At 70.5% G+C, this 24,897-nt stretch carries 23 protein-coding genes, 1 tRNA gene and 1 pseudogene; 12 read left to right on the top strand and 13 right to left on the bottom strand.

Annotated elements, in window-relative coordinates; genetic code table 11:
• The first annotated feature begins 64 nt into the window (after positions 1–64).
• The 3 genes from ACZ4UV_RS28630 to ACZ4UV_RS28620 all read left to right on the top strand — a co-directional run bounded on the left by ACZ4UV_RS28630 (position 65) and on the right by ACZ4UV_RS28620 (position 1,777).
• Positions 65–553 carry a phage holin family protein gene (locus ACZ4UV_RS28630; protein WP_390047705.1) on the top strand — a complete coding sequence of 163 codons (489 nt, stop codon included), beginning with the start codon at positions 65–67 and terminating at the stop codon, positions 551–553.
• Positions 550–1,470, top strand: coding sequence for an alpha/beta fold hydrolase (locus ACZ4UV_RS28625; protein WP_451020213.1), 921 nt, complete (start codon positions 550–552; stop codon positions 1,468–1,470). The genes ACZ4UV_RS28630 and ACZ4UV_RS28625 overlap by 4 nt, the downstream gene beginning before the upstream one ends.
• 127 nt (positions 1,471–1,597) lie before the next feature.
• The gene (locus tag ACZ4UV_RS28620; protein ID WP_293998863.1) at positions 1,598–1,777 is read left to right on the top strand and encodes a hypothetical protein; all 180 of its coding nucleotides are present in this window, start codon (positions 1,598–1,600) and stop codon (positions 1,775–1,777) included.
• Positions 1,778–1,801: 24 nt separating this feature from the next.
• Here ACZ4UV_RS28620 and ACZ4UV_RS28615 read toward each other — a convergent pair whose 3' ends face one another.
• The 3 genes from ACZ4UV_RS28615 to nth all read right to left on the bottom strand — a co-directional run bounded on the left by ACZ4UV_RS28615 (position 1,802) and on the right by nth (position 4,875).
• Positions 1,802–3,001: a MarP family serine protease gene (locus tag ACZ4UV_RS28615; protein ID WP_451020219.1), complete on the bottom strand. Its 1,200-nt coding sequence runs from the start codon at positions 2,999–3,001 to the stop codon at positions 1,802–1,804.
• 13 nt (positions 3,002–3,014) lie between these two features.
• Positions 3,015–3,722 (bottom strand): NUDIX hydrolase, encoded by a 708-nt coding sequence (locus tag ACZ4UV_RS28610; RefSeq protein WP_390047711.1) that lies wholly within the window; start codon positions 3,720–3,722, stop codon positions 3,015–3,017.
• A gap of 97 nt (positions 3,723–3,819) precedes the next feature.
• Entirely contained in the window at positions 3,820–4,875 is a 1,056-nt protein-coding gene (gene nth / locus ACZ4UV_RS28605) for an endonuclease III (RefSeq protein WP_467841674.1), read from the bottom strand.
• Positions 4,876–5,151: 276 nt separating this feature from the next.
• On the opposite strand from nth, the gene ACZ4UV_RS28600 reads away from it, so the two are divergent.
• Both ACZ4UV_RS28600 and ACZ4UV_RS28595 read left to right on the top strand, forming a co-directional pair.
• Positions 5,152–5,826 carry a Crp/Fnr family transcriptional regulator gene (locus ACZ4UV_RS28600; RefSeq protein WP_018547939.1) on the top strand — a complete coding sequence of 225 codons (675 nt, stop codon included), beginning with the start codon at positions 5,152–5,154 and terminating at the stop codon, positions 5,824–5,826.
• A gap of 91 nt (positions 5,827–5,917) precedes the next feature.
• Entirely contained in the window at positions 5,918–6,748 is an 831-nt protein-coding gene (locus ACZ4UV_RS28595) for a nucleotidyltransferase domain-containing protein (RefSeq protein ID WP_451020215.1), read from the top strand.
• 62 nt (positions 6,749–6,810) lie between these two features.
• On the opposite strand, the gene ACZ4UV_RS28590 is transcribed toward ACZ4UV_RS28595, so the two are convergent.
• The 4 genes from ACZ4UV_RS28590 to ACZ4UV_RS28575 are packed head-to-tail and all read right to left on the bottom strand — an operon-like array spanning position 6,811 to position 9,202.
• Positions 6,811–7,653, bottom strand: a complete 843-nt coding sequence (locus tag ACZ4UV_RS28590; RefSeq protein WP_451020216.1) for an MBL fold metallo-hydrolase — start codon at positions 7,651–7,653, stop codon at positions 6,811–6,813.
• Between the two features lie 2 nt (positions 7,654–7,655).
• The gene (locus ACZ4UV_RS28585) at positions 7,656–8,531 is read right to left on the bottom strand and encodes an NUDIX hydrolase (protein ID WP_390047719.1); all 876 of its coding nucleotides are present in this window, start codon (positions 8,529–8,531) and stop codon (positions 7,656–7,658) included.
• A gap of 51 nt (positions 8,532–8,582) precedes the next feature.
• The gene (locus ACZ4UV_RS28580; RefSeq protein WP_390047721.1) at positions 8,583–9,047 is read right to left on the bottom strand and encodes a RidA family protein; all 465 of its coding nucleotides are present in this window, start codon (positions 9,045–9,047) and stop codon (positions 8,583–8,585) included.
• Positions 9,047–9,202: a DUF4177 domain-containing protein gene (locus ACZ4UV_RS28575; protein WP_181806301.1), complete on the bottom strand. Its 156-nt coding sequence runs from the start codon at positions 9,200–9,202 to the stop codon at positions 9,047–9,049. Before ACZ4UV_RS28575 ends, ACZ4UV_RS28580 begins: the two co-directional genes overlap by 1 nt.
• Positions 9,203–9,309: 107 nt before the next feature.
• Here ACZ4UV_RS28575 and bagA point away from each other — a divergent pair, with 107 nt between their 5' ends.
• Together bagA and bagB are read left to right on the top strand one after the other, a co-directional pair.
• Positions 9,310–10,287, top strand: a complete 978-nt coding sequence (gene bagA, locus ACZ4UV_RS28570) for an ATPase BagA (RefSeq protein WP_467841668.1) — start codon at positions 9,310–9,312, stop codon at positions 10,285–10,287.
• The gene (gene bagB / locus ACZ4UV_RS28565) at positions 10,284–11,675 is read left to right on the top strand and encodes an ATPase BagB (RefSeq protein ID WP_451020217.1); all 1,392 of its coding nucleotides are present in this window, start codon (positions 10,284–10,286) and stop codon (positions 11,673–11,675) included. Before bagA ends, bagB begins: the two co-directional genes overlap by 4 nt.
• A gap of 22 nt (positions 11,676–11,697) precedes the next feature.
• On the opposite strand, the gene wblA is transcribed toward bagB, so the two are convergent.
• The gene (wblA, locus tag ACZ4UV_RS28560) at positions 11,698–12,036 is read right to left on the bottom strand and encodes a transcriptional regulator WblA (RefSeq protein ID WP_132856581.1); all 339 of its coding nucleotides are present in this window, start codon (positions 12,034–12,036) and stop codon (positions 11,698–11,700) included.
• 538 nt (positions 12,037–12,574) lie between these two features.
• Between wblA and ACZ4UV_RS28555 the strand changes: the two genes are divergently transcribed.
• Positions 12,575–14,854 carry a transglycosylase domain-containing protein gene (locus tag ACZ4UV_RS28555; protein ID WP_467841664.1) on the top strand — a complete coding sequence of 760 codons (2,280 nt, stop codon included), beginning with the start codon at positions 12,575–12,577 and terminating at the stop codon, positions 14,852–14,854.
• Between the two features lie 97 nt (positions 14,855–14,951).
• Here ACZ4UV_RS28555 and ACZ4UV_RS28550 read toward each other — a convergent pair whose 3' ends face one another.
• Complete coding sequence (locus ACZ4UV_RS28550; RefSeq protein ID WP_351960854.1) at positions 14,952–15,419, bottom strand: GatB/YqeY domain-containing protein; 468 nt, start codon at positions 15,417–15,419, stop codon at positions 14,952–14,954.
• Positions 15,420–15,521: 102 nt separating this feature from the next.
• On the opposite strand from ACZ4UV_RS28550, the gene ACZ4UV_RS28545 reads away from it, so the two are divergent.
• From ACZ4UV_RS28545 to ACZ4UV_RS28535, 3 genes are all read left to right on the top strand, one after another.
• On the top strand, positions 15,522–16,448 hold the full coding sequence (locus ACZ4UV_RS28545; protein WP_390047729.1) for a metallophosphoesterase: 927 nt from the start codon (positions 15,522–15,524) through the stop codon (positions 16,446–16,448).
• A gap of 110 nt (positions 16,449–16,558) precedes the next feature.
• Positions 16,559–17,320, top strand: coding sequence for a Pr6Pr family membrane protein (locus ACZ4UV_RS28540; protein ID WP_451021632.1), 762 nt, complete (start codon positions 16,559–16,561; stop codon positions 17,318–17,320).
• Positions 17,321–17,394: 74 nt separating this feature from the next.
• A tRNA-Pro gene (locus ACZ4UV_RS28535) sits at positions 17,395–17,468 on the top strand.
• Between the two features lie 97 nt (positions 17,469–17,565).
• Here ACZ4UV_RS28535 and ACZ4UV_RS28530 read toward each other — a convergent pair.
• From ACZ4UV_RS28530 to ACZ4UV_RS28520, 3 genes and pseudogenes are all read right to left on the bottom strand, one after another.
• Positions 17,566–18,584, bottom strand: a pseudogene (locus ACZ4UV_RS28530) (site-specific integrase).
• Positions 18,585–18,779: 195 nt separating this feature from the next.
• Positions 18,780–19,364 carry a TerD family protein gene (locus ACZ4UV_RS28525; RefSeq protein WP_451017539.1) on the bottom strand — a complete coding sequence of 195 codons (585 nt, stop codon included), beginning with the start codon at positions 19,362–19,364 and terminating at the stop codon, positions 18,780–18,782.
• Between the two features lie 225 nt (positions 19,365–19,589).
• Complete coding sequence (locus ACZ4UV_RS28520) at positions 19,590–21,419, bottom strand: hypothetical protein (RefSeq protein WP_467841658.1); 1,830 nt, start codon at positions 21,417–21,419, stop codon at positions 19,590–19,592.
• A 208-nt stretch (positions 21,420–21,627) separates the two neighbouring features.
• On the opposite strand from ACZ4UV_RS28520, the gene ACZ4UV_RS28515 reads away from it, so the two are divergent.
• Complete coding sequence (locus ACZ4UV_RS28515; protein ID WP_467841656.1) at positions 21,628–23,202, top strand: protein kinase domain-containing protein; 1,575 nt, start codon at positions 21,628–21,630, stop codon at positions 23,200–23,202.
• On the opposite strand, the gene ACZ4UV_RS28510 is transcribed toward ACZ4UV_RS28515, so the two are convergent.
• The gene (locus ACZ4UV_RS28510; protein ID WP_467841653.1) at positions 23,114–24,364 is read right to left on the bottom strand and encodes an acyltransferase family protein; all 1,251 of its coding nucleotides are present in this window, start codon (positions 24,362–24,364) and stop codon (positions 23,114–23,116) included. The genes ACZ4UV_RS28515 and ACZ4UV_RS28510 overlap by 89 nt on opposite strands.
• Between the last annotated feature and the right edge of the window lie 533 nt (positions 24,365–24,897).

The following is a 24,897-nucleotide window of genomic DNA, read 5'->3' as shown; positions in this document are numbered from 1 at the left end:
CACAGAGGCCGGTACCAAGAGACCGGTGCAGAAGACGACGACGAAGACGCAGAGGGAGACCGCGATGAGCGCACCCGACGGCAGCCCGGTCGGTGCCGAACGCAGCATCGGCCAGCTGTTCGCCTCGGCCACGGCCGAGATGTCGGCGCTGGTGCACGACGAGATCGCGCTGGCCAAGGCCCAGCTGAAGCAGGACGTCAAGCGGGGCGCGACGAGCGGCGGCGCGTTCTCGGCGGCCGGGGTGCTGCTGCTGTTCTCCCTGCCGATGCTCAACTTCGCGCTGGCGTACGGCATTCGGACCTGGAGCCACTGGAATCTCGCGATCTGCTTCCTGCTCTCCTTCGCGGCGAACGTCCTGGTGGCCGTCGTCCTCGCGCTGGTCGGCGTGGTCTTCGCGAAGAAGGCCAAGAAGGGTCAGGGCCCGCAGAAGGTGGCCGCGTCCATGAAGGAGACGGCGGGCGTGCTGCAGAACGCCAAGCCGCACCCGCGCCCGGAACTCCCCCGGGACGACGTACGCGCCATCGAGGCCGCTGTGGGACGCTCGTCGTCATGACGGACCCCGCTCCCTCGGCCGTACGGCTGGAGGGCCCCTGGACGCACCGGGACGTCGCCGCGAACGGCGCCCGCTTCCACATCGCCGAGCTCGGCGACGGACCGCTGGTCATGCTCGTGCACGGCTTCCCCCAGTTCTGGTGGGCCTGGCGGCACCAGCTGGTCGCGCTCGCCGACGCGGGCTTCCGGGCCGTCGCCATGGACCTGCGCGGCGTCGGCGGCAGCGACCGCACGCCGCGCGGCTACGACCCGGCGAACCTCGCCCTCGACATCACCGGCGTCATCCGCTCCCTCGGCGAGCCGGACGCCGCGCTGGTCGGCCACGACCTGGGCGGCTACCTGGCGTGGACCGCGGCCGCGATGCGCCCCAAGCTGGTACGGCGCCTCGCCGTCGTGTCGATGCCGCACCCGCGGCGCTGGCGCGCGGCGATGCTGCGGGACCGCCGGCAGACCGCCGCCGCCTCCTACATCTGGGGCTTCCAGCGGCCCTGGATCCCCGAGCGGCAGCTCACCGCCGACCACGGCGCGTTGGTCGGCCGGCTGATCCGGGACTGGTCCGGGCCGCGGCTGCCGGACGACAAGGCCGTGGAGACGTACCAGCGGGCCATGTGCATCCCGTCCACCGCGCACTGCTCGATCGAGCCGTACCGCTGGCTGGTGCGCTCGCTGGCGCGCCCGGACGGCATCCAGTTCAACCGCAGGATGAAGCGCCCGGTGCGCGTCCCGACCCTGCATCTGCACGGCTCCCTGGACCCCGTCACCCGCACCCGCAGCGCGGCCGGCTCCGGCGAGTACATCGAAGCGCCGTACCGCTGGCGGCTGTTCGACGGGCTCGGGCACTTCCCGCACGAGGAGGATCCGGTCGCGTTCTCCGCCGAGCTGGTCAACTGGCTGAAAGACCCCGAACCCGATCGGTGACCGCGCCGATGCGCCCGGTATCCGGATCTGTACACCTGTTCTACGAACGGCCACATGCCCGGCGCATAGGCCGATTGGGGGGCGTGCGGGCGGTTATCGACCTTGGGGCAGGGGCAGACGTCGGGGTATGGGCTGGACGCACGACTACAGTGACGCACCCCGCAACCGCCGTACGACAGGCGGCCCGAACCCTTACCGAGGGGGCGCCCCGCAGCTGCCGGGCACGGACCTCAGGGTGGGGATTCCGCACATCCTGCGCCGCCGGGCCCGCTGGGTCTCGGTACGTCTGCGCCACACCCGCGGCTGACCCCCTCAGGGCCCGCACGGGCCTCTAGAGGGCGCAGCTGTCGGTGCCCACCTGCTGGCTCGCGGCACGGCCCCGGGCGATGTCCGCCTGGATCTCGTGGGCCGTGAGGGCGTACCCGGTGTCGGCGTCGTCCAGCGACTTCGCGAAGACGACCCCGTACACCCTGCCCTGCGGCGTGAGCAGCGGGCCGCCGGAGTTGCCCTGGCGGACGGTCGCGTACAGCGAGTAGACGTCACGGCGGACGGTGCCGCGGTGGTAGATGTCCGGGCCGTTGGCCGTGATCCGGCCGCGCACCCGGGCGGGCCGGACGTCGTACGACCCGTTCTCCGGGAACCCGGCGACGATCGCGCTGTCGGTCGTCGCCGCGTCCTTGCCGGAGAACTTCAGCGCCTTGGCCCGCAGGTCCGGCACGTCCAGTACGGCGATGTCGCGCTGCCAGTCGTAGAGGACGACCCTGGCGTCGTACTTGCGGCCCTCGCCGCCGATCTGGACGGTGGGCTCGTCGACGCCGCCGACCACGTGGGCGTTGGTCATGACGCGGCGGTCGGCGAAGACGAAGCCGGTGCCCTCCAGGATCTTGCCGCAGCTCTGCGCGGTGCCCGTCACCTTGACGATGGACTGCTTGGCGCCGGTCGCCACCGCGCTGTTCGCGAGGGCCGGGTCGGGCGGCGAGACGTCGGTGATCGGTTCGTGGGCGAAGGGGCTGAAGACCTGCGGGAAGCCGTTCTGCGCGAGGACCGTGGAGAAGTCGGCGAACCAGGTGTTGGCCTGTTTGGGCAGCGCTCTGGACACCCCGAGCAGCACCTTGGAGTTGCGCACCTCCTTGCCGAGCGTCGGCAGGGTGGTGCCCGCGAGGGCGGAGCCGATCAGCCAGGCGACCAGCAGCATCGCCACCACGTTGACCAGCGCGCCGCCGGTGGCGTCCAGGGCGCGGGCCGGGGACCAGGTGATGTACCGGCGCAGCTTGTTGCCCAGGTGGGTGGTCAGGGCCTGGCCGACGGAGGCGCAGACGATGACGACGACCACGGCGACGACCGCGGCGGTGGTGCCCACCTCGGCGTTGCCGGTCACCGCGTCCCAGATCACCGGCAGGACGTAGACGGCGGCAAGTCCGCCGCCCAGGAAGCCGATCACCGACAGGATGCCGACGACGAACCCCTGGCGGTAGCCGACGATCGCGAACCACACGGCGGCGACCAGCAACAGGATGTCCAGCACATTCACGGTGGACACCCTGTCATGACCGCCAGTCGAGCGGGACCAGCTTCTCGCGGTCCCAGGAGCGCTCCCATCCCGCATAGTGCAGCAGTCGGTCGATCACCCCGGCCGTGAACCCCCACACCAGGGTCGATTCGACCAGGAATGCCGGACCTCGGTGGCCGCTGGGGTGCACGGTGGTGGCCCGGTTGCCCGGATTCGTGAGATCCGCCACGGGGACCGTGAAGACCCGCGCCGTCTCGTTCGGATCGACCACGCCCACCGGCGTCGGCTCGCGCCACCAGCCCAGCACCGGGGTGACCACGAACTTGCTCACCGGGATGTACAGCCTGGGCAGCACCCCGAACAGCTGGACACCGGCCGGATCCAGCCCGGTCTCCTCCTCGGCCTCGCGGAGAGCGGCCCGCAGCGGCCCGTCGGCCTTCGGATCGCCGTCCTCGGGGTCGAGGGCACCACCGGGGAAGGAGGGCTGCCCGGCGTGCGAGCGCAGCGAACCGGCCCGCTCCATCAGCAGCAGCTCGGGCCCCTGTTCTCCCGTGCCGAACAGGATCAGCACGGCCGACTGCCGCCCCGCCCCGTTCTCCGGCGGCAGGAAGCGGCTCAGCTGGAGCGGCTGGACCGTCTCGGCGGCCCGCACCACCGGGCCCAGCCACTCGGGCAGGCCGTCCTTGCTGAGCGCCACGTCCCCGCGCGGACCGCCCGTCTGTGCCCTGCTGCTGTGTGTCACGGCATCCCCCGTCCTGCCCTGCTCCCCCGTCCTGCCCGTTCCAACGCCCGAAGTCTCCTTGATCGTTCCGCTCTCCGTCCCTGAGAAGGCCCCTGGGTCATGTCCCTGATACGGCGCCCAGCGGCGGCGCCGGCCGGCCGCCCGCGTCCAGGTACGCCTGCGGCGGCTTGAGCCGCTGGCCGGGGAAGCCGCCCTTCTCGTACTTGAGCAGCTTCTTCGCCTTCTCCGGGTCGGTCTCGCCCTCGCCGTAGGCCGGGCAGAGCGGCGCGATGGGGCAGACCCCGCAGGCGGGCTTGCGGGCGTGGCACATCCGGCGGCCGTGCCAGATGACGTGGTGCGAGAGGTCGGTCCAGTCGCTCTTGGGGAACAGCGCGCCGACGGCCGCCTCGATCTTGTCGGGGTCGGTCTCCGCGGTCCACCGCCACCGCCGGACCAGGCGCTGGAAATGCGTGTCCACGGTGATGCCGGGGCGCCCGAAGGCGTTGCCGAGCACGACGAACGCGGTCTTGCGGCCGACGCCGGGCAGCTTGACGAGGTCTTCGAGCCGCCCCGGCACCTCACCGCCGAACTGCTCGACCAGCCCCTTGGAGAGCCCTATCACCGACCGGGTCTTGGCCCGGAAGAACCCGCACGGCCGCAGGATCTCCTCGACCTCCTCCGGGTTGGCGGCGGCCAGGTCCTCGGGGGTGGGGTACTTCGCGAAGAGCGTCGGGGTGGTCTGGTTGACCCTGAGGTCGGTGGTCTGGGCGGACAGCACCGTGGCGACCAGGAGCTGGAAGGGGTTCTCGAAGTCCAGCTCGGGGTGGGCGTACGGGTACACCTCGGCGAGCTCGCGGTTGATCCGGCGGGCCCGGCGGACGAGGGCGGTCGGCGACTCGGGCTTCCCGGCCGACTGCGGCTGCTCGACGGCGGCCTTCTCGACGGCGGCCTTCTCGACGGCCGTTTTCCTGGCCGCGGCCTTCTTGGCGGCGGCCTTCTTGGCGGCGGCCTTCTCGGGCGCGACGCGCTCGGCCGCGGTCTTCGCCGGCGCCGCCTTCTTCACCGCGGTCTTCTTCGCGGCGGTCTTCTTCACCGCCGCCTTCTTCACAGCTTTCGCCGCTCTTGTCGCCTTTTTCGGTTCACCGGAGGCGGTATCGGACCCTTGTTCGCCCACAGCGGAATCACCTCGTACAACCACCCGCCCAGCCCCCTTGGCCTGTGCTCTCACCGGCGTTTTGGACACCCGGCCAGCCTAAAGCCCGGCACCGACATCCGCCCTGGACCCGGAAGATCAGCCCCCGATTGGACCCCTGCCGCTTACCTCGGCACACCTGTGCGGCATCCTTGTGACAGATCACACTGTTTGGACGGTCCGGCAAAATGGGGAGCACGGTCCCCTGGTACCAAGGGGGAGCAAGATCCCCTGAGCAGGTCGACAAGGAGAGAACTCGTGGACGACGTTCTGCGGCGCAACCCGCTCTTCGCGGCGCTCGATGACGAGCAGTCCGCGGAGCTGCGTGCCTCCATGAGTGAGGTGACCCTCGCGCGTGGCGACTCCCTGTTCCACGAGGGCGACCCGGGCGACCGGCTCTACGTCGTCACCGAGGGCAAGGTCAAGCTCCACCGCACCTCCCCCGACGGCCGCGAGAACATGCTCGCCGTGGTCGGCCCCGGCGAGCTGATCGGCGAGCTGTCGCTGTTCGACCCGGGCCCGCGCACCGCGACCGCGACCGCGCTGACCGAGGTCAAGCTGCTGGGCCTCGGCCACGGCGACCTCCAGCCCTGGCTGAACGCGCGTCCCGAGGTGGCCACCGCCCTGCTGCGTGCCGTCGCCCGCCGGCTGCGCAAGACCAACGACGCCATGTCCGACCTGGTCTTCTCCGACGTGCCGGGCCGGGTCGCCCGCGCCCTGCTGGACCTCTCCCGCCGCTTCGGTGTGCAGTCCGAGGAGGGCATCCACGTCGTCCACGACCTCACCCAGGAGGAGCTGGCCCAGCTGGTCGGCGCGTCCCGCGAGACCGTGAACAAGGCGCTGGCGGACTTCGCCCAGCGCGGCTGGCTGCGCCTGGAGGCGCGGGCCGTCATCCTGCTGGACGTCGAGCGTCTGGCGAAGCGCTCCCGGTAAACACCGTCTCCGGGGGCGCTGCCCCCGGACCCCGTTTGTCGGCCTGCGGCCTCGTCCTCAGTCACCGGACAGGCTCAGATGTGGTTGGTCCATGCCCGAAACGGTCCCGTCCAGAGGTCTCGACCCCCTGGGCTTCATCGAGCGCGAGGGCACGCACGCGCGCGTGCCGCACCTCTTCCGCCCCGTCGTCGCCGCCGCCCGCGACCGGCTCCTGGACGCCTTCGGGGCGCGGCTGGACAGCGCCTACCTCTACGGCTCCATCCCGCGCGGCACCGCGCGGCCGGGCCACAGCGACCTGGACCTCGTGGCCGTCCTGCGCGAGGAGCCGGCCGACGCCGACCGGGACGCGGCTCGTGCCCTCGGCGAGGCCGTCGACAAGGAGTTCCCGCAGATCGACGGGGTCGGAACCCTGCTCTACTCCCGCGCGCGCGTGCTCAGCGAGGTGGAGCGCTACGACATCGGCTGGTTCGTCGCCTGCCAATGCACCCCGTTGCTCGGCGAGGACCTCGCCGAGTTCCTGCCCCGCTACCGCCCCGACTCGCTGCTCGCCCGCGAGACCAACGGCGACCTGGCCCGCTTGCTGCCGCGCTGGCGGGAGCGGATCGCGGCCGCGGGCGACACCGAGGAGGCCCTGCGGCCCCTGGTGCGCTTCATGTCACGGCACCTGGTCCGCACCGGCTTCACCCTTGTCATGCCCCGCTGGAACGGCTGGACCAGTGACCTGCGGGAGATGGCCGAGGCGTTCGCCGGCTACTACCCGGAGCGGGCCGGGCAGCTGCGCCGCGCCGCCGAGTCGGGGTACGAGCCGGTCGGCGACCGTGCGGTGCTGCGCTCGTACGTCGACGACCTGGGCCCGTGGCTCGCCGCCGAGTACGCGCGCGTGCACGGCGTGAAGGCGCCCCGGCCGGAGGGCTGGGACTAGCGGCCGACCGGCCCCTGGAGCGCGAACCAGATCCGGCGCTGGATCTCGAACCGGACCCGACGCTAGATCTCGGACTGGATCAGCCCGTGCTCGGTCAGGTAGTCCAGCTGGGCGCGTACCGACAGTTCCGCCGCCGGCCACAGGGAGCGGTCCACATCGGCGTAGACGTGGGCGACGACCTCGGCGGGGCTGCGGTGGCCGTTCTCCACGGCCGTCTCGACCTGCGCCAGCCGGTGGGCGCGGTGGGCCAGGTAGAACTCGACGGCGCCCTGGGCGTCCTCCAGGACCGGTCCGTGGCCCGGCAGGACGGTGTGGACGCCGTCGTCGACCGTCAGCGAGCGCAGCCGTCGCAGCGAGTCCAGGTAGTCGCCCAGACGGCCGTCCGGGTGCGCCACGACCGTCGTGCCGCGCCCCAGGATGGTGTCACCGGTCAGGACCGCGCGGTCGGCCGGCAGGTGGAAGCACAGGGAGTCCGCGGTGTGGCCCGGGGTCGGTACGACCCGCAGCTCAAGCCCGCCGGTCGTGATCACGTCACCGGCGGCCAGGCCCTCGTCGCCGAGCCGCAGCGCCGGATCGAGCGCACGCACGCGCGTGCCGGTCAGTTCCGCGAACCGTACGGCGCCCTCGGCGTGGTCCGGGTGGCCGTGGGTGAGCAGGGTGAGCGCGACGCGCTTGCCGGCCTTCTCGGCCGTGTCGACGACGTTCTGGAGGTGGCCGTCGTCCAGCGGGCCCGGGTCGATCACCACGGCCAGGTCGGAGTCGGGCTCGGCGACGATCCAGGTGTTGGTGCCGTCCAGGGTCATCACGGAGGCGTTGGGCGCCAGCACGTTGACGGCCCGCGCGGTGGCGGGCCCCGGGAGGACTCCGCCGCGCGGCTGGCCGGGCAGGGCTGCTGCGTCCGTCATGGTCAGGCTCCACCGGTCGTCAGGTCGGTCGGTATGTGCTTGGTGAACTCGTCGTGGCCCGGCCAGGTCAGGACGATCTCGCCGTCCGCCAGCCGGGCGCGGGCCAGCACCGGGGTCATGTCCCGCGCGGGCGCCGCGGCGAGCGTCTCGGCGGCCGTGGCGTACGGCAGGAGCTGGCGCAGGGTGGCGATGGTGGGCGGCATCATCAGGAGCTCGCCCTTGTCGTAGCCGTCGGCGGCCTCCGCCGGGCGGATCCACACCGTGCGGTCGGCCTCGGTGGAGGCGTTGCGGGTGCGCTGGCCCGCGGGCAGGGCGGCGACGAAGAACCAGGTGTCGTATCGGCGGCTCTCGAACTCCGGGGTGATCCAGCGCGTCCAGGCGCCCAGCAGGTCCGAGCGCAGCACCAGGCCCCGCCGGTCGAGGAACTCGGCGAAGGACAGGTCACGGGCGACCAGGGCCGCACGGTCGGCCTCCCAGTCGTCCCCGGTGGTGTCCCCGACGACGGCGTCCGGGGCCGGTCCGGCGAGCAGGACGCCCGCCTCCTCGTACGTCTCCCGGACGGCCGCGCAGACGATCGCCTGGGCGCCCGCCTCGTCGGCGCCGAGCCGGTCGGCCCACCACGCGCGCGTGGGGCCCGCCCAGCGGACCTGGTGGTCGTCGTCGCGCGGGTCGACACCGCCGCCCGGATACGCGTACGCGCCTCCGGCGAAGGCCATGGAGGCGCGTCTGCGCAGCATGTGGACGGCGGGACCGTCCGGTGTGTCCTTCAGGAGCAGCACGGTGGCCGCCCGCTTCGGGGCCACCGGCACGAGGGTGCCCTCCGCGTGTGCGCGGATGCGGTCCGGCCACTCGGGGGGATACCACTGTCCATCGGCCATTACCGGAGGCTATCCCGTAGGGAGCGAATGTTCGAGGGGGGCTTCGGCGGGCTACGGCTGCAGCTCGACCTGGACCTCGACCTCGACCGGCGCGTCCAGCGGCAGCACCGCGACGCCCACCGCGCTGCGCGCGTGCACGCCCTTGTCGCCGAGGACCTCGCCGAGCAGCTCGCTGGCGCCGTTGATCACGCCCGGCTGCCCGGTGAAGTCGGTCGCGGAGGCGACGAAGCCGACGACCTTCACCACGCGCGCGATCCGGTCCAGGTCACCGGCGACGGACTTCACGGCGGCCAGGGCGTTCAGCGCGCAGGTGCGGGCCAGCTCCTTGGCCTCCTCGGCGGTGACCTCGGCGCCGACCTTGCCGGTGACCGGGAGCTTGCCGTCCACCATCGGCAGCTGGCCTGAGGTGTAGACGTACGCACCGGACCGCACGGCCGGCTGGTAGGCGGCGAGCGGAGGGACGACCGCCGGCAGCGCGAGACCGAGTTCGGCCAGCTTGGCCTCCACGGCGCTCATCAGGGCTTCTCCCGCTTCAGGTAGGCCACGAGCTGCTCGGGGTTGGGCCCGGGCACCACCTGGACGAGCTCCCAGCCGTCCTCGCCCCAGGTGTCCAGAATCTGCTTCGTGGCATGGACGAGCAGCGGCACGGTTGCGTATTCCCACTTGGTCATGTGGCCGACTGTATCCGCTGTGACGGACGGGACACGTGGCCCACCGCACGCACGGTTATCCACAGCCTCCCGCGTGAGTGTCCGGCCGACTGGTTAGTCTCGAAGATGTGAGCAGGCTCCAGGTCGTCAGCGGCAAGGGCGGGACCGGAAAGACGACGGTCGCCGCCGCACTCGCGCTGGCCCTCGCGACCGAGGGGAAGCGGACGCTTCTCGTGGAGGTCGAGGGCCGGCAGGGCATCGCCCAGCTCTTCGAGACGGAGGCGTTGCCCTACGAAGAGCGGAAGATCGCCGTAGCGCCGGGGGGCGGTGAGGTCTACGCGCTCGCCATCGATCCCGAACTGGCCCTTCTGGACTACCTCCAGATGTTCTACAAGCTCGGCGGGGCGGGCCGGGCGCTGAAGAAGCTCGGCGCGATCGACTTCGCCACCACCGTCGCGCCCGGCCTCAGGGACGTGCTCCTGACCGGCAAGGCGTGCGAGGCGGTGCGCAGGAAGGACAAGGCCGGGCGGTTCACCTACGACTACGTCGTCATGGACGCCCCGCCGACCGGCCGCATCACCCGCTTCCTCAACGTCAACGACGAGGTGGCCGGGCTCGCCAAGATCGGCCCGATACACAATCAGGCGCAGGCCGTGATGCGGGTGCTGAAGTCCAAGGAGACGGCCGTGCACATGGTCACGCTGTTGGAGGAGATGCCGGTCCAGGAGACCGCCGACGGCATCGCCGAACTGCGGGCCGCGCGGCTGCCGGTGGGCCGGGTCATCGTGAACATGGTCCGGCCGGAGGTGTTGGACGCCGCCGATCTGGAACTCGTACGGACCGTGCCGCGCAGCGCCGTGGCACAGACGCTGTCGGCGGCCGGGCTCGGCGGGGCACGGCGCGGCGGGAAGGCCGAGCAGCTGGTGGACCCGCTGCTCGCGCAGGCCGCCGAGTACGCCGAGCGGTACGCGCTGGAGCACGAGCAGCGCGCGGTCCTCGCCGAGCTGGACCTGGAGCGGCACGAGCTGCCGTTGCTCGCCGAGGGGATGGACCTGGCGGGCCTGTACGAACTCGCCCGCGAACTGCGGAAACAGGGGATGTCATGACTCCGGACCCGGCCGAGGCGCAGGACGACGCCCGTCGCCTGTCGCCCGCGCCCGCGCTCGACGTCGATCCGCTGCTCGACGACCCGGCCACCCGGATCGTGGTGTGCTGCGGCTCGGGCGGCGTCGGGAAGACCACCACCGCGGCGGCCCTGGGCCTGCGGGCGGCCGAGCGCGGCCGCAAGGTGGTGGTGCTGACCATCGACCCGGCCAAGCGGCTCGCCCAGTCCATGGGCATCGACTCGCTGGACAACGTGCCGCGGAGGGTGAAGGGCACCGAGGGCCCCGGCGAACTGCACGCCATGATGCTCGACATGAAGCGCACCTTCGACGAGGTCGTGGAGGCGCACGCGGACGCCGAGCGGGCGGCCGCCATCCTGGCCAACCCCTTCTACCAGTCGCTCTCGGCCGGCTTCGCGGGCACGCAGGAGTACATGGCGATGGAGAAGCTGGGCCAGCTGCGGGCCCGGGACGAGTGGGACCTGATCGTGGTCGACACCCCGCCCTCCCGCTCCGCCCTGGACTTCCTGGACGCGCCGAAGCGGCTCGGCTCCTTCCTGGACGGCCGGCTGATCCGCCTGCTGACGGCCCCCGCGAAGCTCGGCGGCCGCGCGGGCATGGCCTTCCTGAACGTCGGCATGTCGATGATGACCGGCACGCTCGGCAAGCTGCTCGGCGGGCAGCTCCTGAAGGACGTACAGACGTTCGTGGCGGCGATGGACACGACGTTCGGCGGGTTCCGCACGCGCGCGGACGCGACGTACAAGCTGCTTCAGGCGCCCGGTACGGCGTTCCTGGTGGTGGCGGCTCCGGAGCGGGACGCGCTGCGCGAGGCCGCGTACTTCGTGGAGCGGCTGGCCGCGGAGGACATGCCGCTGGTCGGTCTGGTCCTCAACCGGGTCCATGGCAGCGGCGCCGCCCGGCTGTCGGCCGAGCGTGCGCTCGCCGCCGCGGAAAATCTTGAGGAGCCCCGCATTGTGGATCAGGGGGGCGGGAAAGCTGGACTTCGTAACTCTCCCGACACGTACGGCAGTTCTGAATCACCCGCGCCCGCGCCGTCCGAGTCCCGGCCCGACGAATCCCCCTCGTCAGGGCCCGCGGACAGGACTGCAGACACGACTGCGGACACCATCGCGGACACGACTGACGAATCCCCCTCGTCAGAGAGTCCGGACCGCACCGTCGACCAGCTCACCGCAGGCCTGCTGAGGCTGCACGCCGAGCGCATGCAGCTGCTCTCCCGCGAGCAGCGCACACGTGACCGCTTCACCGCGCGCCACCCCGAGGTGGCCGTGGTGGAGGTGGCCGCGTTGCCCGGCGACGTGCACGACCTCACGGGGCTGCGGGACATCGGTGACCGGCTCGCGGCCGGCCGGCCGGAGTTGCCGTAGACCTGTCGTAGACCTGTCCGGTCTAGCTCACGGCCGCGTAGTTCTCGTACACCTCGTCGCTGTCGAGGGGGACGATTCCGGTCCCCCGCTCGTACTCCGAGCGCGCTGTCTCCAGGAGCCTGCGCCAGGAGGTCACGGTGGGCCGCCTGCGCAGCAGTGCGCGACGCTCCCGTTCCGTCATGCCTCCCCACACGCCGAACTCGACGCGATTGTCCAGCGCATCGGCCAGGCATTCGGTGCGTACCGGACATCCGGTGCACACCGCCTTGGCCCTGTTCTGCGCTGCTCCTTGAACGAACAGTTCATCCGGATCGGTAGTGCGGCAGGCAGCCTGCGCACTCCAGTCGGTTACCCAGCCCATACCGGCGCCGTCCTCTCCCGAATCGAGGCTCCCCCACGGCGGCAGCGGCATATTCACCGCCGCCAGTTGAGGACGTTACGGAAGGTGGGCACAGCGCAACACCCCCTTCGGGCCCAATCTTGAATGGCCCGAACGGACTATGGGTAAGCGGCAGATCACCCGCGGGAGTGAGCTGACGACATGCGTGATGATCGCGGCAAACCCGGACAGCCGTGGTGCGTCACAACGGACGCCGAGTGACACACGAGGCGGATTCGGACACGCCATCAACACCTCACCCGGAAAAAAGTGGGCAGGTTCCGAAACGATTCGGGGTCGCCGGACGTATTGATACGTGGCCGCACTGCTGTGACAGTTGAGAGCAGCTTAGGCCAAGGCCTGTACGCGTGTCCGGCGAATGGCAAGGTAGACCGTTCATGTCGTCGTGCCGTCGGCCAGGGTGATCCGGGCTGCCCTCTATGTCACGATCCGGCACTTGAACATCCCGAGAGCAGCCCGCTCTCCCGGAATGCTCATCCCTACGGATTAGGCTGCCCCCATGCCAAAGAAGCGCTCGGGCGGTGGTCTGTCGACCACGCAGCAGGCCGCCAAGTTCCTCGGTGTCAGTGTGCTCGCGGGAGCCGTGATGGCGGGCATCGCGCTGCCCGCGGCCGGGGCCCTGGGGCTCGCGGCCAAGGGGTCGGTACAGGGCTTCGACGAGATCCCGGCCAACCTGAAGAGCCCGCAGCTCAGCCAGCGCACCACGATCCTCGACAGCAAGGGCAACCAGATCGCCCAGGTCTACTCCCGTGACCGTACGGTGGTGGACCTCAAGGACATCTCGCCCTACATGCAGAAGGCGATCGTCGCGATCGAGGACTCGCGCTACTACCAGCACGGCGCCATCGACCTGAAGGGCGTGCTGCGCGCGCTGAACAAGAACGCGCAGAGCGGCGGGGTCGCCCAGGGCGCGTCCACGCTCACCCAGCAGCTGGTGAAGAACTACTTCATCGAGGAGGCCGGCGACGACCCGACGAAGGTCGCCGAGGCCACCCAGCAGACCCTCGGCCGCAAGGTCAAGGAGCTGAAGTACGCGATCCAGCTGGAGGAGAAGCTCGGCAAGAAGAAGATCCTCGAGAACTACCTGAACATCACCTTCTTCGGCGAGCAGGCCTACGGCGTCGAGGCCGCCTCCCAGCGCTACTTCTCCAAGCACGCCAAGGACCTGAGCCTCCCGCAGGCCGCGCTGCTGGCCGGCATCGTCCAGTCGCCGAGCCGCTACGACCCGGTCAACGACGAGGCCGAGGCCACCAAGCGGCGCAACGTCGTGCTGGAGCGCATGGCCCAACTGGGCGACATCTCCCAGGCAGAGGCCGACAAGGCCAAGGAGGCGCCGCTCGGCCTGCACGTCACCCAGCCGAAGAACGGCTGCATCACCGCCGTCAAGGGCGCCGGGTTCTTCTGCAAGTACGTCGAGAACGTCTTCCTGACCGACCCGACCTTCGGCAAGACCCGCGAGGCGCGCGCCAAGCTCTGGAACCAGGGCGGCCTGACCATCCGTACGACGCTGGACCCGCAGGCCCAGGACTCGGTGCAGGCCTCGATCAAGGACCACGTCTACAAGTCCGACTCGGTCGCGGCCGCCGCCACCCTCGTGGAGCCCGGCAGCGGCAAGATCCTGGCGATGGGCCAGTCGAAGCCGTACGGCTACAACAAGAACGAGACCGAGTACAACTTCTCGGTCGACCGGGACTACGGCGGCTCCAACTACGGCTTCCCGACGGGTTCGACGTTCAAGCCGTTCGTGGCCGCGGCCGCCATCGAGGGCGGCAAGTCGGCGACGCAGGAGTACTCGTCGCCGTACAAGATGAACTACCCGAGCCCCGTGCAGCAGTGCGACGGCAAGCAGTGGGTCAACACGACGGGTGAGGAGGTCGAGAACGAGAACGAGTCCGAGGTCGGGCCGTACCAGATGAAGAAGGCGATGGCGAAGTCCATCAACACCTACTTCGTCCAGCTGATCTCCGACATCGGCCTGTGCCCGGTGGTCAAGATGACCGACTCGCTCCACGTCCACCAGGGCGACGGCTCGAAGCTCCCGCAGACGCCGGCCATCGCCCTCGGAGCGATCGGCCTCTCCCCGCTGACCATGGCGAGCGCGTACGCCGCCTTCGCCGACCGGGGCATGTACTGCACGCCGGTCGCGATCGAGTCGATCACCCAGAAGGTCGGCAACGAGCAGAAGTCCATCCCCGTCCCCAAGTCGACCTGCTCGCGCGCGATGAGCGAGAAGACCGCGGACACGATCAACACCCTGCTGCGCGGTGTGATCGACTCCGGTACCGGTCAGCAGGCCGGCCTTGACGACCGGGAGAGCGCGGGCAAGACGGGTACGACGGACTCCCGCAAGAACGCCTGGTTCGTCGGCTACACGCCCAACCTCGCGGGCGCGGTCTGGGTCGGCAGCGCCAAGCAGAACATCGAGATGACCAACATCACCATCGGCGGCGTCTACCACTCCGAGGTCTTCGGCGCCGACACCCCGGGCCCGATCTGGAAGGACGCCATGACGGGCGCCCTGGAGGGCAAGCAGTCCGAGAACTTCAACCTCGTCGACATCCCGGACGAGAAAGACAACAACCGGGGCCACGGGAACGACAACGGAAACGACAACGGCGGCAACGACAACGGCGGCCTGATCGGCGGTCTCATCGGCGGCACCGACGGCGGCACGACGGACGGCGGCACCACCCCGACCCCGACCTTCTCCTTCCCCGACGGCTTCATCCAGGGGAACACGAACGGGGGCCGCAACGGGAACGGCGGCAACCGGGGCTGATCTTCTCCCGGTCCGATCCGGCTCCGACCAGGTACGACGGTGGGGCCCCACCTCTCGGAAGAGGTGGGGCCCCACCGTCGTACCGACTGGCGCTCTCTCAGCCCTGGAGCCGCTTCTTCACCGCGGCGGCGACGCGGCCGCCCTCGGCCAGGCCGGCCACCTTCGGGTTCACGATCTTCATCACGGCGCCCATGGCCCGCGGCCCCTCGGCACCCGCCGCCTTCGCCTCCTCGACGGCCTGGGCGACGATCCCCTCCAGCTCCTCGTCGCTGAGCTGCTTCGGCAGGTAACCGGCGAGGACCTCGCCCTCCGCCTTCTCACGCTCGGCGCTCTCGGCACGGCCGCCCTGGGTGAAGGCCTCGGCCGCCTCGCGGCGCTTCTTCGCCTCCTTGGCGATCACCTTGAGCACCTCGTCGTCGGAGAGCTCACGCTTCTCCTTGCCCGCGACCTCTTCGTTGGTGATCGCGGCGAGCGTCATCCGGAGCGTGGCCGAGCGGAGCTCGTCGCGTCCCTTGATCGCGGCGTTGAGGTCGTCCTGCAGCTTCGACTTGAGCGTGGTGGTCATGGCACCGATTGTCGCAGGTGCCGCACGCCCGACGCCCGCCGATTTACCCACTCACGTACCGCCCGGTCTCTGAGCGCTCGCTCGGTCTGACACGATGGTCGTATGCGCGCTCGATACGGAGTACCCCTGGGAATCGCGGCGTTCGGCGCCGCGGGTGTGTTGTACGCGGCCGGCTTCGAGGCCCGTTCCTTCCGCCTGCGCCGGGTGACGGTCCCGGTCCTCCCGCCGGGGATGCGCCCGCTGCGCGTGCTCCAGGTCTCCGACATCCACATGGTGAGCGGCCAGCGCAAGAAGCAGCGCTGGCTGCAGTCGCTGGCGGGCCTGCGCCCGGACTTCGTGATCAACACGGGCGACAACCTGTCCGACCCGGAGGGCATCCCCGAGGTCCTGGACGCGCTGGGCCCCCTGATGGAGTTCCCGGGTGCGTACGTCTTCGGCTCCAACGACTACTACGGCCCCAAGCCCCGCAACCCCGCCCGCTACCTGCTGGAGAAGGTGAGCGGCAAGCACGGCCTGAACGGCAACCCGCCGGTCGTCGGCGCGATCCACCTGGACTGGGAGGAGCTGCGGGACGGCTTCGACGGGGCGGGCTGGCTGAACCTGACGAACACGAGGGGCACCCTGAAGATCGAGGGCGTCTCGGTGGAGCTGACGGGACTGGACGACCCGCACATCAAGCGCGACCGCTATCCGCAGGTGGCGGGCGGTCCGTCCGGTACGGCGGACTTCTCGATGGGCGTCGTGCACGCCCCGTACCTGCGGGTCCTGGACTCCTTCACGGCGGACAACTACCCCCTGGTCCTGGCCGGCCACACCCACGGCGGCCAGCTCTGCGTCCCCTTCTACGGTGCACTGGTCACCAACTGCGACCTGGACGCGGACCGCGTGAAGGGCCTGTCCACGCACACGGCCGAGGGCCGGACGTCCTACCTGCACGTCTCCGCGGGCTGCGGCACGAACCGCTACACCCCGGTCCGCTTCGCCTGCCCGCCGGAGGCGACGCTGCTGACTCTGGTGGGGCGGGAGTAGAAGAGGACTCGACCACGGGTCCCCGCCCGTGCCGGGACCCGATGGCCGGAATAACCCACCCGGCCTAGACCGACATGCCGGACATGCCCCTTTCTCCCTAATTTGAGGGCATGACGACTCCTCCGATACCCAGGGACATCCCCGACCTTCCCGCGGTCCCGGGCACGCCCGTACTCATGCCCGGGTACGTTCCGGCGACGGCGGTGGTCGCCCCCGTCCCCCGCCCCGTGACCGCGGTGTTCCGGCTCCTGACTGCCGTGCTGGCGTCGGCGGGCGTGGCGCTGGAGCTGCTGCTGGGCAGCCCGGACCGGATCCTGAGCTACTTCGGAGTCCAGGCGGCGGTACTCCTGACCCTGGTGAGCCTCGCCTCGGCCCGCCGGGCCTGGCAGGCGGCCCGCCCCCTGCCCTCGTTCCTCACCGGCGCGGCACTCCTCTACGCCGTGATCTCGTCCCTGGTCTACCACCTGCTCCTGGGCCACACGACTCCCCCGTTCTCGATGACGGGCTCGACGCACCTTCCGGTGGCCTGGCACGGCCAGTGGCTGGCCCTGCAGCTCCTCTACACGGCGGCCCCCGCGGCAGCACTCGTGGACTGGCTCGTCCTCACACCCCCGGCCCGCCTCCGCCTCCGCCATACGCCGGCGTGGATGCTGTACCCGCTGGCCTACCTGACCTTCACCCTCGTCCGGGCGGAGCTGGTCCTCCCCGGCACGCCGGGCCGCTACCTCTATCCTTTCCTGGACGCCGAGCAGCACAGCTACCGCGCCACCCTCGCCAACGCCCTCCTCCTGGGCCTCGCCTGCTACGCCCTGGCAGTCCTCCTGGTAGCCCTGGACCACACCCGCCCGAACCCCGTCGGACGACGCCCCTAAACCGGATTTCGTCTCCAGCCACCAGTGGGCTAAAGTAAACGACGTCGCCGCGACAAGCAGCACAGCAGCGACATCGGGGTGTAGCGCAGCTTGGCAGCGCGCTTCGTTCGGGACGAAGAGGTCGTGGGTTCAAATCCCGCCACCCCGACAGCCGAAACAGCAGATCAGCCACCTACTCACGTGAGTAGGTGGCTGATCTGTTTGGGGTTGCGTGTCTATCTGCGTGACTATCGATTCCCGAGTGTCTACGACCGCTGCGGATCAGCGCCGAAGATCCCGTCCATGACCACCGCGCCAGTCTGGATCACGGGCCGGATCTGCTTCCGACAGACCTCCTCGGTCACGGCCGTACCCGAATGGCCGACAAGCCGGGAGATCTCCTCCAGCGGGACGCCCCGGTCGGAGAGCAGCGACACGAAGCTGTGCCGGAGCTCCCGGGGCGTCGTCCACTCGTCGGCGCTGATCCCGTCGACGTCCTTGAGTGCCTGGCGGAAGGCGCGGCGGACGTTCGCAGCGTCGAGCGGCTTGCCGACGGCCGAGGAGAAGACGAGCCCGTGTTCCTCCCAGGTGTCGTCGGCGGCGAGCCGGTCCCAGCCCTGATCTTCGAACTGCTGCCAGAGAGCCTCGACGCAGCGCGCCGGCAGGGCAAGGGCGCGCCGGGACTTCCAGGTCCTGGTGTCTCCGCTCCGCCGAACGGAGCGCCACACGGCGATGTGCGGAGGCTGCGGCGATCCATTTCGGGACGCCCCTTCAGGAAGACGTGGTCCCAGGTGAGGGCCCGCAGTTCCTCGGTGCGGGCCCCGGTCAGGAGCGCGAAAACGATGTAGGCGTACATCGAGGTTCCTTCGGCCCCCTTGAGCACGGCTTCGGCCTGGGCGAACGTGAGCGCCTTGGACGGCCGTCCTGCCTGCCCCTGGGGCACAGAGCACAGCTCGACGACGTTGCGCTTCACCTTGTCCCGCGCCATGGCCCGCTTGACCGCGCGGTTCAGGCAGGACTGGAGGGTGCGGGTGCTGAGCGCCTTCGCCTTGATGGCCATCCAGCGGTCTACGTCCTCCGCGCTGAGGTCGCGGAGCTTGCGAGCGCCGAGTGACGGGATGACGTGCTTCTCACTCAGAAGGGTCGTGGTCTCGACGGTGCTGGGGTCGAGGCCGGCCAGGCCGTAGGCAAGCCAGTCCTTCACCGCGTCCTTGACTGTGCAGTTGGTCGGGGCGATGGCGGGGCTCGTCGGCGAAGTGCCGAGAGAGCCGCAGCGAGGCGGCAGGCGGTCCTCCGCCCGGTGCACGCCGGCGACCGGTTTGCAGCCGGAACCGATGTCCCCCCAACCCTCCGCGCATGAACTGCGCTACTCCGGTGGCCGGCCGGGGGGCAGACCACCCCGCCGTCCACGAGCCCTGCCCAACCGTCCCTCGTCGACTCCGCCGTGACACAACTCGGGTACCGGGCCTCGGAGACGTGCCTACTTGCTGACGGCGAAACGCATCAGAGCGTGTTCGTCCCCCTGCTTGATCTTTCCCGTCACGTTGATCACCTCGAGTTTCCAACTGGCGCCGACCCGCTGTGCCTTGGCCACGGCGCATCCGTTGTCCTGGGTGAGCAGGCTCGGCCAGATGTCGGCGACCTGCTGGGAACTGCCCCCCGTCGCGTCGTAGACCTTGAAGCTGATGTTGCGCGCCTTCTGGAAGGAACTGCCCTTCTTGTACGCGGCGGCCACGAACACTATCGACGTGATGTTGGGCGGGATCCGGGCGAACTCGACGGTCACCGTCTCGTCGTCGCCGTCCCCGCGCCCGGTCTGGTTGTCGCCGCTGTGGACCAACGAGCCGTTGCCCATGGGGTCGAGTGAGTCGAGACCCGCCAGGCGCACCGGGTCACCGCCCTGCATGGCGATGGCGATCAGATCGAGGTCGGTGCCGCTCCGGCGGCGCAGCCTGCCCAGCACCCCGCCACTGCTGCCGGCGGTGGGATCCCACGAGACCCCGATGGACAGGTGCGTCACCCCGTCCAGGTCCGCCGGGCCGTCTTCCTTGGTGAGCGTGATCACGTGTGGCTCATTCCTTGCGTCAAAGGGACTTCAACACGCAAAGTGTGCCCGGCACCTTGGTGGTTCCACGTGACGGGTCCATGAGACGCCTCGACACCGGTCAGAAGGGAACAGAGGGAAGGCCGACGGCCCAGCCGCCCGCTCGTCTCCCCGTCCTGGGCACCCGCGATCAGTCCAGTAGAGGGAAGCTCCGCGCTCTCGCCGTCCTGGCGGATCTCCCCTCAGTCACACCCGCATCGCCACGAGTGCGGTGAGGCCGAGCAGCAGGAACAGGAAGGGAGCCAGCGGCCGACCGTGGTCGTCCGGTCGGCTGGGTTCGACGGGCCGCAGCTCCGGATGGCTGCGCAGGGCAGCGACCTCCTCGGCCATGCGGAGGTACGACGGCCGTATACGCAGCCGCCGCTCTCCGGCCGGCCAGCCGAGCACGGTCAACTGCCGGATGGTCCCGTCCGACAGCCGGATCTCGACGTTCCCTTCATCCGTGTACTCGACTGATCGCAGCCGCTCCCACGACACGTGCCGCACTCTCCAGGCCCTGGCCAGCCACAGACCTGTGCTGTCGGCGGTGACCCTCCAGTTGAGCAACGTGGCTGCCGGACCGGTCAGCGACAGCAGTCCGAGCAGAGGGACGAGGGACCAGCTGAACCCCTCCGTCAGCAGCAACCTGACGAGGAACCAGACGCCGACCGCGGCGCCCGCCGTGAACACCAGGCCGAGGACCCGGGCCGCCGCACTCGGTCCCCAGCGCATCGGCAGCCCGGTGGGATCGAGGGTCTTGGCAACCCTGTCCGCACGGTCGATGCGGTCGTGGAGCCGAGACTCCGCCCGGTCGGATGATGCACTCCTGATCGCAGCGGCCTTCGGTACCGGGTCCTCGTCCGGCTGTGGCAGACGGACCGGCGCGACCGTTCGTATCACCAGCGGATTCGCGTCCTCGTCCGTCGTGACGAGGACCAGCTCGCCCCCTTCGTACGGGGCGCCGAACATCACCGCTTCCCGCAATCGCTCGTCCTCGACGAGGAACTCCTCGTCTTCGACCACCCCGCCGTCCACTCCGTCGGGCGGTGCCGAGCCCGCAAGCACCGGCACGCAGTAGCACTCCAGCAGTGGGGTACGGCCCGACGTGTCGTCGGCCGCATAGACCCAGGTACCGACATCACGGACCGAGCGCTCCAGGACGCGCAGGACCGGCACCGGTGAGCGACGCAGCGCCCCGGCACGTCGACGGGCCAGAGCACCTGCGGTGAGCAGCGAAAGGCCCGGCAGCGCGGCGGCCAGGGTCAGCACCTGCCAGCCGAAGGCGTCGTACGGCTCGGCGGCGAGCCGTCGCCACGTTCCGTCCTCCAGGACGGTCACCGTGCTGCCCGTGCCGTAATCCTCCGGGTAGACCGAGCTGATGGTGATGCGGCGGGCGTCGGCCGTGCGGAGACGTAGGGATTCGTCTCCGTGGCCGATCACTCGGCCGGTGACACGTACGGCGCGGGCTGCGTGGTCTTCGTCCTCGTGGATGCCGCTGAGCCCCAGGGCTGTGAACCCTGCGGCTGCGGCGCCCAGGATCAGCGCAGCAACGAGGGGGACCGTCCCTCGTACCAGCGGGCCGACGGGTTCCGGCAGCCGGTGCGGCCTGCCCGAGCTCCGCTCGACGAGTCGCCGCTGCTCGCGCCGCACGGCCAGCCGTGCCCAGGCGGCGGCCCAGCCGAAGGTCAGGGCCGCGATCACGGCGAGATTCGCAACCCGGGAAACCCAGTCGGCGCCCGGCAGCTCCACCCACGCCACGACGACCGCCAGGACGGGCGCGGTGATCAGGACCAGTTCCGGCAGTTTGGCCGGCCAGAACAGCAGGCCGAGGGCGAGGCCCATCTGGATCATGCCCGCCCAGTCCGGGCCGCACGGGGCCACCGCACTGCACGGCGGCTCCGGCTCCACCGCGATCGCCCAGGCCACGGTCACGATCAGGGCCAGGACAGACCACGTCGGACGCGCCCAGGACCCGGGCCGGAGCCTCGCCCACGGCTCGGCGTCGGCGGACAGCCAGGCAGGCACACCTGCGGGCACGGATCCCGAAGGTATCGGGACAGGGGTCTCGGACACGCGAGGATTATGCGGCAGGCCCCATTACTCCGGTCGGCCAGGCTGCGGAGTCCTGGTCGCGGCTGACCGCCGTCGGCCCGCCAGTAGAGTGTGGAAGCTGCGGCATCCCCACAACACCCGCTCTGCCAGAGGGACATGGCCGACAGCGGTCATGTCGTCTCACTGTGTGAGGATGAAGGAACAGGTGCTGATTGCGGGCCGGTACCGGCTGGAGACCGTCATCGGGCGAGGCGCGATGGGAGAGGTCTGGCAGGCGTACGACGAGATGCTCGGGAGTCCGGTGGCGGTCAAGCTGCTGCTCGCCCAGAACACCGATCCCACCGCCGCCGCCCGCTTCCGTCTGGAGGCCCAGACCGCGGGCCGGCTCCGGCACCCGCACGTGGTCGGCGTCGTCGACTTCGGCGAGCAGGAGGGCCGTCTGTTCCTGGTGATGGAGCTGGTCCAGGGCCACAGTCTGCACCGCGTGCTCGCCCAGGCGGGATCCCTGCCGGCCGAGGAGGTCGCCCGCATCGCCGCCCAGGCGGCCGCCGGGCTCGCCGTCGCGCACGAACAGGGTGTCGTGCACCGGGACATCAAGCCCGGCAACCTTCTGCTCGACGCCGTCGGATCCGTAAAAATCGGCGACTTCGGCATCGCCCGCTTCATGGACGACCCGGGCGGCGGACTCACCGCGACCGGCCAGATCGTCGGGACCAGCCTGTACATCGCCCCCGAGCGCGCCCTGGGTCAACCCGCCGGACCGCCCTCCGACGTCTACTCGCTCGGCTGCGTGCTCTACCAACTCCTCGCCGGACGGGTGCCGTTCAACGCCGACAGCGCCATCGCCGTCCTCCACCACCACCTCGACACGCCCCCCGTACCGCCGCGGGAGCTGGGCATCGGACTGCCGCCCGCCTTCGAGAACTACCTGCTCGGTCTCCTTGCCAAGCGGCCCGAGGACCGCCCCACGGCACGCCAGACGGCCGAGTGGTTCGCCGCGGGCTCCTGGAGAGGGCGTCCCGAGCCCCTCCCGGCCGTCGCACCGCCCCCCGAGCCGGAGCCGCATCCGAGCACCCTGGGGTCGCTCCCGGGGCCCCGGTCCGGAACGAACGTGCCCCCCGGCTCCGTCACCACCTATGCCTTCCCGTCCGCCACCGGCACCGCTCCGGCCCACCGGGCCCGGCGCAGTCAGCGTGCGGGAGGCCGCACACTCTCCGCAAGCCGGTCGAGGACGGTGAGCGCCCTCGCCGCAGTGGTGATCTTCCTCGGGGCCCTGCTGCTCGGCATCGCGTGGTTCTCCCCCGACCACAGCTCGGCCGACACACCACCGGCGGACCAGCCGCACAGCACGGGCCCGGCCTCGCCCTCGTTGAGCCCGCCGGGGCCGAAACAGGGTGCGTCGGCACCGACGGCGAACAGGGCCGCCGTTGCGGCCAGTCCGCCGGTCAGCCACACCCAGCCGGTGCACGCGGCGAACCGTTCGAGCCAGTTGCGACGCTCCATGAGACCACAAGCCCCGTCGCCGACGCGCGGGAGGCTCTGCGACGAGCCGGCTGACCTGGCGCCAATTCCGAGTCCAGGCAACGGTGGTGATGGCCGCTGTAGCCCTGCTCGCGCTGCCTCTCGCGGCCACCGGCCACAACCTGTCCGACCTCAATCGCATCTTCAAGCCGCGCTGGTCAAAGGGCTGGCGTACGTGCCGCGGCGACGGCCGGTTCCAGTCGGCGTCCGCGGAGCCGGGTGCGTCGCAGCAGGGGCCGTTCGATGAGGGCGTACGAGGCGAGAGCCGCGCAGAGTGTCACCGCAAGGCCGGCCGGGAGCAGCCAGCCGTCGTGCACACCGAGGCCGGCGAGCAGCCGGATGAGGGGGTAGTGCCACAGGTACATCCCGTAGCTGAGGTTGCGCCCGACCCACACCGGCACGGCCAGCGACAGCAGACGGGAGGGCCATGAACGCGGGCACAGCTCCAGTGCGGCCACCACACATGCCGACAGAACGGCGGCGGCCAGGAATCCCACCGTGTACCAGACTGGATTCCACCCGCTTGACCCGGTGATCGGGATCTGCCAGACGATCAGTCCCAACAGCGCGAGCGCGGGCCAGCACAGTCGTCCCGCCCAGCGGCGGAGCAGCGCCAGCCGGGGGTCTTCGGCACGCAGCCGGGCCAGGACGAGGGCCAGCAGAGCACCGACGAGGAGCTGGTCGGCGCGGGTGTCGGGCCCGTTGTAGATGCGATGTGCCGCCGCGGGATCCCAGAGCACCGTCCGCCAGAGCACCGGCAGGACGCACAGCACCGCCACCCAGCCCAGCACCATCCGTGCCCTCGCGTGCCGCAGCAGCACCAGCAACAGAAGCGGCCAGGCCAGATAGAACTGCTCCTCCACACCCAGGGACCAGGTGTGGCCGAACGGCGCGGTGACACCCGAGTACGCCCCGGGCTCCCCGGCCCGTACGACATTGACCGCCGAACCCACGGCCAGCGCCACCGCCAGCCACACCCCGCGGAACAACGGCAGCGTAAACGCCACGGCCAGCAGGGCGGTGACCGCGCACATCACCAGCAAGGCCGGCATCAGCCGCAGCCACCGCCGCCGGTAGAACGACCACAGCCCGATCCGACCGGTACGGGAGTGCTCGGCGACCAGCAGCCGGGTGATGACGAAACCGCTGATCGTGAAGAACACATCCACGCCCACCGAGCCGCCGGGCAACAGGTCCGGCTCCACGTGGTAGACAATCACCACGGCCACCGCAACCGTGCGCAATCCGTCCAGCCCTGACACCCGCCCACCACCACGCAGCGCCGACGAAAAGCCCCGCCCGCCGCGTCTACCGCGTTCCGCCGACGAAGGGACGGGACGTGGAGTCGCCCGCACATCCAGGCCCTGCTCCGCGGCCTCGTCCGCCGTGCTCCGATAGAGGGTGCTCATGACGGTTGCGCCTGCCCAGGGCCTGCGGAATCACTCAAATTCTCATCTTCCCCACAGACCTGCGCCGCTTTCCGGCTGCCTGGCCGGTCGCTGAGCCGAGCGTCAGCCCGGCAGCTCGTCACTGCAACCGCGCGCAAACCTGCCAAAGCAACGGAGCCCGAAGAAACCGACAGGCGCCGCGAGTGACCACCCTTGGGAGAAATCTGGGAGGAGATCTTCTCCCAAAGCCCTCGTGACACCTCGCCACACCGACCGAGACCAACATCCTGACCTGCATAAACATCAATCTCGGCGGTGACGATCTTGACCGGACCTCATTCGGGACGAAGAGGTCGTGGGCCATGCTCGGGGGGCCAAACAGAGTTGATCAGAGTCTCGGACGTCAGGACGGCGGGTTCGCCCACAGGGGTCCTCGTCCACTGGCCGGCGCAGTTCCAGCTCACGCTTCCCGTCCGCTCCGACCACCGCGTATCGCCCAGCCGACGCGCCATAGCGTCTCATCAAGACGTCAGGCGGCGGCAGGCAGCCGACTG

This window comes from Streptomyces sp. NPDC028289 (assembly GCF_055565975.1).
This window is presented reverse-complemented; position numbering and strand designations above follow the sequence as displayed.

Excerpts from the sequence above, each read along its gene's own strand:
- ACZ4UV_RS28630 (WP_390047705.1), top strand. The coding sequence starts at position 65 with ATGAGCGCACCCGACGGCAGCCCGGTCGGTGCCGAACGCAGCATCGGC.
- ACZ4UV_RS28625 (WP_451020213.1), top strand. The coding sequence starts at position 550 with ATGACGGACCCCGCTCCCTCGGCCGTACGGCTGGAGGGCCCCTGGACG.
- ACZ4UV_RS28620 (WP_293998863.1), top strand. The coding sequence starts at position 1,598 with ATGGGCTGGACGCACGACTACAGTGACGCACCCCGCAACCGCCGTACG.
- ACZ4UV_RS28595 (WP_451020215.1), top strand. The coding sequence starts at position 5,918 with ATGCCCGAAACGGTCCCGTCCAGAGGTCTCGACCCCCTGGGCTTCATC.
- ACZ4UV_RS28590 (WP_451020216.1), bottom strand. The coding sequence starts at position 7,653 with ATGACGGACGCAGCAGCCCTGCCCGGCCAGCCGCGCGGCGGAGTCCTC.
- ACZ4UV_RS28585 (WP_390047719.1), bottom strand. The coding sequence starts at position 8,531 with ATGGCCGATGGACAGTGGTATCCCCCCGAGTGGCCGGACCGCATCCGC.
- ACZ4UV_RS28580 (WP_390047721.1), bottom strand. The coding sequence starts at position 9,047 with ATGAGCGCCGTGGAGGCCAAGCTGGCCGAACTCGGTCTCGCGCTGCCG.
- ACZ4UV_RS28575 (WP_181806301.1), bottom strand. The coding sequence starts at position 9,202 with ATGACCAAGTGGGAATACGCAACCGTGCCGCTGCTCGTCCATGCCACG.
- bagB (WP_451020217.1), top strand. The coding sequence starts at position 10,284 with ATGACTCCGGACCCGGCCGAGGCGCAGGACGACGCCCGTCGCCTGTCG.
- wblA (WP_132856581.1), bottom strand. The coding sequence starts at position 12,036 with ATGGGCTGGGTAACCGACTGGAGTGCGCAGGCTGCCTGCCGCACTACC.
- ACZ4UV_RS28555 (WP_467841664.1), top strand. The coding sequence starts at position 12,575 with ATGCCAAAGAAGCGCTCGGGCGGTGGTCTGTCGACCACGCAGCAGGCC.
- ACZ4UV_RS28550 (WP_351960854.1), bottom strand. The coding sequence starts at position 15,419 with ATGACCACCACGCTCAAGTCGAAGCTGCAGGACGACCTCAACGCCGCG.
- ACZ4UV_RS28545 (WP_390047729.1), top strand. The coding sequence starts at position 15,522 with ATGCGCGCTCGATACGGAGTACCCCTGGGAATCGCGGCGTTCGGCGCC.
- ACZ4UV_RS28540 (WP_451021632.1), top strand. The coding sequence starts at position 16,559 with ATGACGACTCCTCCGATACCCAGGGACATCCCCGACCTTCCCGCGGTC.
- ACZ4UV_RS28515 (WP_467841656.1), top strand. The coding sequence starts at position 21,628 with ATGAAGGAACAGGTGCTGATTGCGGGCCGGTACCGGCTGGAGACCGTC.
- ACZ4UV_RS28510 (WP_467841653.1), bottom strand. The coding sequence starts at position 24,364 with ATGAGCACCCTCTATCGGAGCACGGCGGACGAGGCCGCGGAGCAGGGC.